The following is an 11,448-nucleotide window of genomic DNA, read 5'->3' as shown; positions in this document are numbered from 1 at the left end:
TTCAACAAATCGTAATTCATAATTCGTATTTCATTTTTTATATTTTACCTTTGGCTTTTCAAAAAATACAAAGATTATGGTTTATAAATTTAGAGTAATTCTGGACGCCGAAGAAGATATTTTTAGAGACATCGCAATTCTTGAAGATGATACCCTTGAGGATTTACACAATGCAATCTTCAACGCTTTTGGCTTTGACGGATCAGAAGTGGCTTCATTTTATACTTGTGATGACACATGGAATCAGGAAGATGAAATTCCACTTTTTGATACGGGAGATATTCCAGGCGAAATAAGAACTATGAATGATTATCCATTATCTAGTATCTTAGACAAAGAAAACACTAAAATTATCTATGTTTACGATTTCATCAGTATGTGGACTTTCTTAGTTGAATTGGCTGCGATAGAAGAAGAATCTGTTGGGGCTATTTATCCTGAAACATTATTTTCACACGGAGAAATGCCGGATGAAGCCGGAGAAAAAAACTTCGAAGCCGATATGCATGACGATATTTACGGAGAATTTGAAGATGATTTAGACGAAGACGATCTTGACATGTTTGAAGGCGACGACAGCTTTGAAGATTTTGGATTTGAGGAGAATTGGAATTAGAGAAAAAGTTACTAAGGTTCTGAGATGCTGAGTTAATAAGGTGTTTTTTTTTGAAAGTTTTTTCTTGTTTTATATTTAATGAATTAAAAATATAAAAATGAGTAATTTTAGAAGTCTGCTTATCTGGCAAAAATCAATGTCCTTAACTACCAAAATTTATTCTTCAACAAATAATTTTCCAAAAGAAGAAATCTTCGGGTTAACTTCACAAATCAGACGATGTTCCATTTCTATTCCAAGTAATATTGCTGAAGGATCTGGAAGAGAAAGTGATAAAGATTTTTTACGCTTTTTAAATATTTCAGTAGGTTCTTTATTTGAAATGCAAACTCAATTAGAAATTGCAAAAAATATAACTTATCTGAATGAACACGAATTTAATAACTTATACGAGGACAGCCGAGAAGTCGAAAGAATGTTAGTTTCATTTATCAAAAAATTGAAAGACAGAAACTAAAAAACTCAGAATCTTAGCAACTTAGAACCTCAGCACCTTTAAACATGATCAACTTATTCAACACCCACATCGAGACCCTTGCGATACACCGCGTAGGAAACAAAAGCCGTAACGAAGCGATTTTTTTATCGGAACAGCCTTTTAATTTAAATGATGAAATTGTGCCTTTGATAAAAGAGTACTTTTTTAAGCCTTTTAGGGAAAAAGAAGAAAACTATTATCAGTTTGCACACGAAGTCGATCTGGATTACAACGACATGTTTAAATATGCTACGGAAATTTTTAATAATCCAGGCAATTTACAGGAGATTTCAAAAAAAATTACCACACATTTATTCGAACAGTCCAATCATCCGCACATTAAAAATGGAGAGGTTTATGTGACGTATTTAACCAATTTAAGTATTGATAATAATGTGGTTGATGCTATTGGGATTTTTAAAAGCGAGCTGCAAGCCGACTTTTTACAGTTTGAAGAAAAAGACAGTAATCTTGAAATGATTTTACAACAGGGAATCAACCTAAGTAAATTAGATAAAGGATGTTTGATCTTTAACTATAAAAAAGAAGAAGGATACAAAATCCTCACTGTCGACAGTAACCGTTATGATGCACGTTACTGGTTAGAGCATTTTTTATCTGTTGATGCTTTTGAAGATGAAAATTTCATTACCAAAAAATATTTAAAATTCTGTCAAAACTTTGCAAAAGACGTGGTTTTACCAGCAGAAGATAAAAAAGAAGAAGTGATGTTCATGAACCGCTCTGTGAATTATTTTGCTAAAAATGATCAATTTGAAGAGCAGAATTTCCTGAATGAAGTACTGGACAATCCTGATCTAATTCCTGAATTTAAAAACTATAAAGTTGATAAAGGAGAAAAATACAGCATCGAAGATGTAACCTCGTTCCCTATTGCCAATTCAGCTGTTTCTGACGCCAGAAAATCGATTAAAAATGTAATTAATCTGGATACTCACATTCAGATTAAAATGGATTTTATCAACCCTGAAAGCGCTGAAAAATTTGTTGAAAAAGGCTGGGATGAAGAAAAACAAATGTATTACTACTTAGTATATTTCAATAAAGAAGAAAAAAGCTAAGAAGCTATTCATTTTCTATTTACTTACTTAAAATAAAAAACGGCAATTATAATGCAATTGCCGTTTTTTTTATAGTTCAATTTTATTTTTCAGATATTCAAGCATTTGTAATGTTATAGGCTTGGAGAGAAAATCAATAATGATAGGATATTTTTTTGCTTTTGCTAAATCTTCTGGATTAATTGTAGAGGACAAAACTATAACATTTACCGAATTAAATTCATCGTAATCAGAAGTGGTAAAATGATCTAAGAACTCCCATCCCCCATGATCGGCATATTTAAATCGAGAAAAATTAATTGCGGTATTTTTACTGGTTGATCTTTACTGTACTTTAATGTATTAAAAAATGACAACGCTTCTTCGCCATTTTGAGCCGTACTGATCAAGTCAGAAAAACCTGCCTTTGAAATCACCTTTTTAGACAGCATCAATGTAATAGGATCGTCATCAATACATAAAATTTGTTCCAACATAACTTATTTTTTAAATGATATGATAAATGAGGTTCCTTTGTTTACCTCGCTTTCAACACTAATTGTTCCTCCCATAGTTTCAACTTGAGATTTTACAAGATACAAACCAAGGCCTTTACTATCGGGATAATTATGAAACCTTTGATACAGTCCAAAAACTTTATCACCATTTCTTTCTAAATCAATTCCGATTCCATTATCTGTAAAAGTCAAAAAAACTCTTTGATCAATCTCTTCAGCTGTTATAGAAATTTTTAATTTTCTATTCTCAGATTTATATTTTATGGAATTAGTAAGCAAATTTAGCAATATACTTTCAATATATGCCTTATTGGTGTTAAGTAAAGGAACTTTATCTAATTTAAGTTTTATTATTGGCTTATGTGCTTCTATTTGAAAGGATAACTGACCAAACACATTTTCAAAAACTTCACTCAAAGAAACCATCTCTTTTTGCATCGAAGGATTATCTTTTATAATGATCACTTTTACTAAATCATTAATCGTTTCGTTAAGGAGGTGTGTCGACTTATAAAAACCGCCCAATATTTCCTCTAACTCAGGATTCTCAACAGGAATATCCTCTATTAAGTTTAACAACCCCATCAAATTAGATAACGGAGCTCTTAGATTATGTGACGTGATATAAGAAAACTGTTTTAAATCCTTATTATTTTGAGTCAATTCGCGGATTAATTGCTCTTTTTCAGTTTCTAATTTTCTTTCTTCAGTAATATCCTGTTGAATAGATATCCAATGAGACAAGACTCCTTCAACAGTAAAAATTGGAATCATCGAAAAACGAACCCAATATTCTCTTTTGTTTTTACTGTAACTTATCGTTTCTATTAAACATTCCCGTTCTTCTTTGATCGCTTTTAGTACTTTTTTTAAGGCCTCAGAATCAGAATTAGGACCTTTAAAAACATTTGGAGACTGCCCTAAAATTTCATCAGATTCATATCCTGACATTTTAGTGAAAGCAGGGTTTACATACACAATTCTAGGAATTTTACCATCTGTAGAATTTGCTTCGGTAATCAAAATAGAATCTTTAGATTGCGTAATTACTGTTTCTAACAGTTTAAGCCTTTGTTCTTCTTCTTTTTGTTTTGTAATATCCTGAATAGCTCCAATCATCCTGATACCTTTACCATTATCGTCTTTTAAAAGAAAACCTCTGTCCAAAACGTATTTGTAAGTACCATCGGCACATCTAAAACGGTATTGATCTTGCCATTTTTCAGTTTTAAGTTCAATAAACGAATATAATCTGACAGACATTTTTATAGTATCTTCAGGATGAATTTTATCAAACCACCATTTCGAAGTCATTCCTACTTCTTCCTGTTTATATCCAAAAACATTTTCGATTCCTTTATTCCAGGTAATATAATCTTCCGGAATCCTCCAGTCCCATATGGTATCACTGGTGGCTTTTGCAACGATGTCATATTTCTCATTAGATTTCTTGATTTCTTCATTAGCAGACTGCATTTTTTTCAAAATAGCAATATTTCTACTTTCATTTTTCGATAAAATATAATTAAAAATCAGACCTGTAAAAAATATAAAAGCTACATCCTTTACAAAACTAAAATAAAAGAATTCTGTTTTTAAAGCATAGCAAACTAGAAATTTATGACATAGGATTGCCATAAATAACGAAAAGATAATGTAGATCAGTATAATTTGTTTGGATTTACTTTTCATCACTCAAATATAGGAAAATTAACCAAATTGAAATGCTTTTAAAGCTATAGAATTTTTAAGTATTCATTAAACTAATTCGTTGGCATTACGTAAACTATCTGCAAAACGTTTTTTATATCAAAATAAAGTGTACCTTTGCACCCATTAAAAATCACAGATGGAATCTATTAGAAACATTGCAATTATTGCCCACGTCGATCACGGTAAAACCACTTTGGTTGATAAAATTATGTATCACTGTCAATTATTTCGTGAAAACGAAAACACAGGTGATTTAATTCTTGATAATAACGATTTGGAGCGTGAAAGAGGTATTACAATTACTTCAAAAAACGTATCTGTTCAATATAAAGGAACGAAAATCAATATTATTGACACTCCTGGTCACGCCGATTTTGGAGGTGAAGTAGAACGTGTATTGAACATGGCCGATGGTGTATGTTTGCTAGTGGATGCTTTTGAAGGTCCGATGCCACAAACTCGTTTCGTTTTACAAAAAGCGATTGATTTAGGTCTTAAGCCTTGTGTAGTTATCAATAAAGTTGATAAAGAAAACTGTACGCCTGAAGAAGTTCACGAAAAAGTTTTTGACTTAATGTTTGAATTAGGTGCTGAAGAATGGCAGTTGGATTTCCCGACAGTTTATGGCTCTGCTAAGAACAACTGGATGTCTGATCATTGGGAAAACGTAACTGATAATGTTGAAGCATTATTGGATATGGTTGTTGACAATGTACCAGCTCCTAAAGTTTCAGAAGGAAATCCACAAATGTTGATTACTTCTTTAGATTTCTCTGCATTTACAGGTCGTATCGCTATCGGACGTCTTGAAAGAGGCATTTTAAAAGAAGGTATGCCAATATCTTTGGTAAAAAGAGACGGTACTGTAACAAAATCAAGAATTAAAGAATTACATACTTTTGAAGGTCTTGGCCGTAAAAAAGTTACAGAAGTAATTGCTGGAGATATTTGTGCTGTTGTAGGTGTTGAAGGTTTTGAAATTGGAGATACTATCTCTGATCATGAAAATCCTGAAGGATTAGCATCTATTGCTATCGATGAGCCTACGATGAGTATGTTATTCACAATTAATGACTCTCCTTTTTTTGGTAAAGAGGGTAAGTTTGTAACTTCTCGTCATATTAGAGAGCGTTTAACAAAAGAATTAGAGAAAAACTTAGCGATGAAGTTAGGTGAAACCGATTCTGCAGATAAATTCATGGTTTTTGGTCGTGGTGTACTTCACTTATCTGTTCTTATTGAAACAATGAGAAGAGAAGGTTATGAGCTTCAAATTGGTCAGCCACAAGTTATCATCAAAGAAATTGATGGTAAAAAATGTGAGCCAATTGAGGAATTGACAATCGATTTACCAGAATCACTTTCTGGAAGAGCAGTTGAGTTCGTTACTATGCGTAAAGGTGAAATGCTAAGTATGGAAACTAAAGGTGACCGTATGATTGTAAAATTTAATATTCCATCTCGTGGAATTATTGGATTGCGTAATCAATTGCTTACTGCTACTGCTGGTGAAGCTATTATGGCACACCGTTTCATTGGATATGAGCCTTACAAAGGTGAAATCGCAGGACGTAACAAAGGCTCTTTGATTTCTATGGAAAAAGGAAAAGCTATTCCTTATTCTATTGATAAATTACAGGATCGTGGTAAGTTTTTTGTTGAACCAAATGCTGAAATCTATGAAGGTCAGGTAATTGGTGAAAACTCTCGTGGTGATGATATGTGTGTAAACGTAACGAAAGAGAAAAAACAATCTAACGTTCGTTCTTCCGGAAATGATGAAAAAGCCAGAATTATCCCTCCAATCATTTTCTCATTAGAAGAAGCCTTAGAGTACATTCAAAAAGATGAATATGTAGAGGTTACTCCAAAATCTATTCGTTTAAGAAAAATCTATTTGACAGAAACTGATAGAAAAAGATTTAAATTCTAATCTTTTAAATTTCAATATTAAAAATCCCAAATTCCTAACTTAATGGAATTTGGGATTCTTTTTTTAAGGGCATTCCTTATTGGAATTAATAAATTTCAATAAGTTATCTTTTCAATAAAAATTACTTTAGCTTCACAACCCTGAAGTTTAGCAGGTTGTGTCACTGTAAGAAATACATAATAACTAAATTTTTCTACAATTTTTTTTTGAAATATAATTATTTTTCTATGCGAAACTGAAATTGAAACCTCGTGACAAAACAATTACAAATCTCTGTTTTTTAATATTTTATATGAAAAATAAACAAATAAGAATGTCCAGATTAAAACAATTAAAATTGAAAAATAATTAACACTGTAATCAATATTATTCTCATAACCTATTTGATTCTGAATATTTTTTATCATTGATAATCTAGTGAACGGAAGCAAAATCAAATTTGACATGGCCTCTAAAGGCAGAAACTGCGTAATAGTATAACCTTTAGTGCTTTCGGGAAATATTTGAAACACTAAAATACCTTTTATAATTCCTTCTAAAATACTCCAAACCAAAAGAAATCCTAATGCAAAGGCAGAACGCTTTACTAAAATCCCAAGAAACAAACAGAAAGAAAAGAAACCGGTAAGTTTTACAAAAAACGCCAACAGATAATCTAAATCTGTGAAGACAATTCCAAACTCAGTATAGGATGAAAAACATAATCCTAAAATCAAGGTCATTATAAAAACAAAAATTGTTGAACAGAAAGCAAAAACTACAACGGTTAAGAATTTTGACAAAACAAATTCTTTTTTACTTAAACCGTCAATTAGATTTTGTTTTAAAGTACCGTAACTATATTCATTTGCCATCATAGAAACAATTACAATTGCGAGAAAAAATTTCAGCCAGGCAGCTATATAGGTGTTAAAATGCCAAATAAATGGAAAGTTAAAAATTCCCATTTCGGCAAAGTGAAATTTTAAAAAGCCTATATCGAATTTTATTGAAGCAATTAATGCTATAAATGAAAGCAGAATAAAATAAATTAATGTCAGCACTTTACTGGCTTTATTTTTCCAGATTTTTTGTAATTCTATAGAGATAAGTCTGTTCATGGTTAGTTGTTTTGAACGCTGGCGTTTTTTGTTAATTCTAAAAATTGGGCTTCTAAACTATTTTTGCGTTTCACCAAATGGCTCAATGCAATATTTCTTGAAAATAGAAATCTATTTAACTCGGAAGCAGATAGTTCTGATTTTAAGTAAACCAAAAATTTGCCTTCTTCTTCAGTTATTCTGTCAATTGCAGGATGCTCATTCAAAATAATCTTCAACGCTTCATTATTCTCAGACTGAATTTCAAAGAAACCTTCATTTGCAGACATTCCGTCAACAGATCCTGAATATAGCATCTCCCCTTTTCGCAAAACAACCACATGCGAACAAACTTTTTCAACTTCATCCAATAAATGCGAAGCCAGTAAAATAGTGGTTCCCTGTGAAGCAATTTTTTTAATAATATCCCGAATCTGATGAATTCCCTGTGGATCTAAACCATTTGTGGGCTCATCTAAAATTAAAATTTCCGGATCATTTAAAAGTGCCGAAGCAATAGCCAGACGCTGCTTCATCCCTAATGAAAAAGTACTAAACTTACTATTCTTTCTTTCAGTCAAACCAACTAAGTCAAGCTTTTCATAGATTTTAGAATAATCAATACTTTTTATTTTACAAACAAGCTTTAGGTTTTCTTCTGCTGTCATATAAGGATAAAAATTAGGGCGTTCAATTATTGCACCTACTTTTTTCAACGCTTCATGAGTTTGCATTTTACCTCCAAACCAACTGTAATTACCTGATGTTCGGTTTACAACATTCAGAACAATTCCCAAAGTTGTCGATTTTCCGCTTCCGTTTGGCCCTAAAATACCATAAACGCGTCCTTTTTGTATTTCAAAAGATATATTTTTCAAGGCTTGAATTCGCCCATATCTTTTGTGAAGATTCTCAATTCTAAGTATGGTTTCCAAATTTATTTCGGTTTTAGTTTTTAGTAAGACGTTTCAACTGGATTTTTGTTACTCCTAAATATAAATTAATGTAAATTTGCATTAAAGATATTGAAAATGAGCGAGCCTTTAATGCTGTTAAAAAAACCTTCTTACCCTTTAACACAATCACTTTTAAGCTATTTAGAACGATACGAACGTATCTCGAAAGTATCTGTGTTTTATGATGACTTATTACGCTTTTCAGGCTCTGTTAATGTTTATGACAAAAATGATATTGATACCTTGTGGATAAGGGTTTATTATAATGAATTTGAAAGAAATGAAATCGACCTCAATTTGAAGAAGATTTATTCTCTTTTACATTCAGACGGAAACAGCGAGATTATTCAATTTTTAAACGTTGATGCAATTGATTATTGTACTTTTGGAAATTCGAAACCTTTCCGAATAAAAGTCCGAAATATTCTTAATGACAATTATGTTCATTTTTACATTAAAAAAGCAGATGCATCCCGAATTTACGGGTTAGAATTAGAAGACATTTTATCACCTGATAAAATCAACTTTCTGGTTTATAGGGATACCTTAATTGAAGAACATATTATAGGCATTCCGGGTGATGTTTTTATGGATACCTTATTAGACACTTGTAGCGAAACCGAAAAATCACAAATCGCAAAAGAGTTTGTAAAATTCAACGAGCGGTGTATGATCAGGCTTTTAGGCGACATGCGTGCTTACAACTATGTAATTGTGCCTATTCATGATTTTGATCAGGTAGTCTACAAAATTCGTCCCATAGATTTTGACCAGCAATGTTATGAAGGAAATTTCAAGGTATATCGCCCTCAGTTTTTTAAGGAAAATTATCCAATGATAAAACTGATTAAGGAAAAACTTGAAGAACGTTCAATTTTTCAATACAAAGACGAAGAACGGGCTATTTTGGCAAAACGTATTCACTCTGCCGAAAACAGAATTAAAAAACTACTTAACATAATGTGCCACGACACCATATCTACAGAAGAGCATTTAAATCAGCTAAAAATGGAATTGTACCGTTATACTAATGATATGAATTTTAAAAATGCTAAATCAATGGGGCATATTATGCATGCAGCTTTTGAATTCATAACCCGTAATTTTAAAAACACCAATTTGGTTTAAAAATAAATAATCTATGAAAAAGTTTTTTTTGTTTGGAATTTCTATAGTTTTATTAGCTTGTCAACAACAATCCAATACTGATTTAAAAACGCTTTATTCACTTCCAAAAAAGTTAAAGGAAGTATCCGGCATTACTTATTTTCCCGAAACCAATATGATTTACACCTTGGAAGACAGTGGGAATAAAAATGAAGTTTACGCTATCAATTCACAAGGAAAATTAGAGAAAACTATCTCTATTACAAACGCCCAAAATGTAGATTGGGAAGATATTACAAAAGACAAAGAGGAAAATATTTACATCGGTGATTTTGGTAATAATGATAATGAACGTCAGGATTTGTGTATTTACAAAGTAGCAAAAGCAGAGTTAAGTAAAGAAAATGCAGTTTCTGAGTATAAAGTTTCTTTTTCATATCCTGAACAGACAGAATTTCCGCCTAAGAAAAAAGAACTATTCTACGATGTTGAAGGTTTTTTTGAATACCAAAATTACTTTTATCTCTTTACCAAAAACCGAAGCAAAGGTTTTGATGGAACTGCTTTTATTTATAAAATAAAAAATGCTCCCGGAACTCAAAAAGCTGTTAAAATAGGCGAATTTAACACTTGTAACAATTACAATCATTGTGTTTTAACCAGCGCAACTATTAGTCCTGACGGAACAAAAATAGCGTTATTAAGTCACGATAAAATTGTTTTATTTAAAGATTTTAACGGTGATTCTTTTAACAAAGGCTCTCAAACAGAAATTGCCTTAAACCACTTTTCACAAAAAGAAGCTGTTGTTTTTAAAGACAATAATACTTTATTAATTGCTGATGAAAAGACAAATAAAATTGGAGGTAATGTTTACGAATTAAGACTGAAGTAACTTATTATTTATTTTTAATAGCGCCAATTAATATTTTGGAAAATCTGCTTATGAAAAAAATCACGTTAGTCATTCTCTCACTTTTTTTGTCCTTATCTTCCTTTTCTCAAAATAAAATTATAATAAATAATCAGGCAACTCATTTTAACATCAAAAACAATAGTGACAGTATTGATTTTATTGTAGTTGATACTGTTTTAAATTTTAAAAAACCGATTTTCTTATTTTGCCAGGGTTCTTTACCTATCCCTCTATTTGTAAAACCTGAGAAAGAGCCAATGTGGATGATTGGAGGGGGAATCACTAATTTTGATATCGAAGAAATAAAAAGAAATTATCATTTAGTGGTAATTTCAATGCCTAAGACTCCTGTAATTGTTGAAGAAAAAAATCTAAGCGAATCGTATTGCTATATCCCAAATCCTAAAACACCTGAAGAATTCGATAAAGAGTATATGAAATCTGACTATTTGGAAATGTATCAAACTCGTGCTAATACAGTATTAAAGTACTTACGAAAACAAAAATGGGTTGATAATTCAAAACTAATTGTAGCTGGTCATTCTCAAGGGTCAAAAGTAGCGACAGCAATTTCGATTTCAAATAAAAATGTAACTCATTTAGGCTTATTTGGAGCCAATCCTTTTGGAAGAATTGACCAATTGATAAGAAATTATAGAAAAGAGGCAGAGGCAAAAAAAATTACCTGGAAAGAAGCCGATGAAAAAATTAACGATAAATACCAAATGTTTCGAGATGCTTACAATAATGATTCCATAAAAAAAGATCCTACTTTATTAGCTTGGAAATCTTTTTCAAAACCTCAGATTAATGATTGGCTAAAAATTACCATTCCAACTTATCTGGCTTATGCTACAAACGATATCGCTTCCGACTTATGTGATTTAGTTCCTTTGTTTTATATTCAGAATTCTAAAAATAATTTGACTTACAAAAGATATTTAAACTTAGAGCATAATTTTTTTGAAGTAAATGAAGACGGAAGTGCAAATTATGAAAAAGAACACTGGACTGAAGTTATGAGTGTTTTTGTAAAATGGACTTTACAAAAACACTAAAACTCCAAATTTT

General features: G+C 31.3%; 11 protein-coding genes. 7 read left to right on the top strand and 4 right to left on the bottom strand.

The window, feature by feature from the left end:
• Positions 1 to 76 precede the first annotated feature (76 nt).
• The 3 genes from BXU10_RS03940 (at position 77) to BXU10_RS03930 (ending at position 2,176) form a co-directional block, all read left to right on the top strand.
• On the top strand, positions 77 to 616 hold the full coding sequence (locus tag BXU10_RS03940; protein ID WP_078226189.1) for a hypothetical protein: 540 nt from the start codon (positions 77 to 79) through the stop codon (positions 614 to 616).
• 97 nt (positions 617 to 713) lie between these two features.
• A complete protein-coding gene (locus tag BXU10_RS03935; protein WP_078226188.1) occupies positions 714 to 1,073 on the top strand; it encodes a four helix bundle protein in 360 nt (119 codons plus the stop codon).
• Between the two features lie 44 nt (positions 1,074 to 1,117).
• Entirely contained in the window at positions 1,118 to 2,176 is a 1,059-nt protein-coding gene (locus BXU10_RS03930) for a nucleoid-associated protein (RefSeq protein WP_078226187.1), read from the top strand.
• Positions 2,177 to 2,424: 248 nt separating this feature from the next.
• On the opposite strand, the gene BXU10_RS25150 is transcribed toward BXU10_RS03930, so the two are convergent.
• Together BXU10_RS25150 and BXU10_RS03920 are read right to left on the bottom strand one after the other, a co-directional pair.
• Complete coding sequence (locus BXU10_RS25150; RefSeq protein WP_223255384.1) at positions 2,425 to 2,652, bottom strand: response regulator; 228 nt, start codon at positions 2,650 to 2,652, stop codon at positions 2,425 to 2,427.
• Between the two features lie 3 nt (positions 2,653 to 2,655).
• Positions 2,656 to 4,149, bottom strand: coding sequence for a PAS domain-containing sensor histidine kinase (locus BXU10_RS03920; RefSeq protein WP_223255450.1), 1,494 nt, complete (start codon positions 4,147 to 4,149; stop codon positions 2,656 to 2,658).
• Positions 4,150 to 4,522: 373 nt separating this feature from the next.
• On the opposite strand from BXU10_RS03920, the gene typA reads away from it, so the two are divergent.
• Positions 4,523 to 6,319 carry a translational GTPase TypA gene (typA, locus tag BXU10_RS03915; RefSeq protein WP_078226186.1) on the top strand — a complete coding sequence of 599 codons (1,797 nt, stop codon included), beginning with the start codon at positions 4,523 to 4,525 and terminating at the stop codon, positions 6,317 to 6,319.
• Between the two features lie 263 nt (positions 6,320 to 6,582).
• Here the strand turns inward: typA and BXU10_RS03910 are convergent, their stop codons facing one another.
• Both BXU10_RS03910 and BXU10_RS03905 read right to left on the bottom strand, forming a co-directional pair.
• Positions 6,583 to 7,419, bottom strand: a complete 837-nt coding sequence (locus BXU10_RS03910; protein ID WP_078226185.1) for an ABC transporter permease — start codon at positions 7,417 to 7,419, stop codon at positions 6,583 to 6,585.
• 2 nt (positions 7,420 to 7,421) lie between these two features.
• Positions 7,422 to 8,333, bottom strand: a complete 912-nt coding sequence (locus tag BXU10_RS03905) for an ABC transporter ATP-binding protein (protein ID WP_078226184.1) — start codon at positions 8,331 to 8,333, stop codon at positions 7,422 to 7,424.
• A gap of 96 nt (positions 8,334 to 8,429) precedes the next feature.
• Between BXU10_RS03905 and BXU10_RS03900 the strand changes: the two genes are divergently transcribed.
• Genes BXU10_RS03900 through BXU10_RS03890 form a run of 3 tightly spaced genes read left to right on the top strand, consistent with a single transcriptional unit; the run spans position 8,430 to position 11,435 of the window.
• The gene (locus BXU10_RS03900) at positions 8,430 to 9,482 is read left to right on the top strand and encodes a hypothetical protein (protein WP_031456376.1); all 1,053 of its coding nucleotides are present in this window, start codon (positions 8,430 to 8,432) and stop codon (positions 9,480 to 9,482) included.
• Between the two features lie 13 nt (positions 9,483 to 9,495).
• A complete protein-coding gene (locus BXU10_RS03895; protein WP_078226183.1) occupies positions 9,496 to 10,356 on the top strand; it encodes a hypothetical protein in 861 nt (286 codons plus the stop codon).
• 50 nt (positions 10,357 to 10,406) lie between these two features.
• Complete coding sequence (locus tag BXU10_RS03890) at positions 10,407 to 11,435, top strand: alpha/beta hydrolase fold domain-containing protein (RefSeq protein WP_078226182.1); 1,029 nt, start codon at positions 10,407 to 10,409, stop codon at positions 11,433 to 11,435.
• Positions 11,436 to 11,448: the final 13 nt, after the last annotated feature.

The organism is Flavobacterium sp. LM4, assembly GCF_002017935.1.
In the GTDB taxonomy this organism is placed as follows: domain Bacteria; phylum Bacteroidota; class Bacteroidia; order Flavobacteriales; family Flavobacteriaceae; genus Flavobacterium; species Flavobacterium chungangense.
This window is presented reverse-complemented; position numbering and strand designations above follow the sequence as displayed.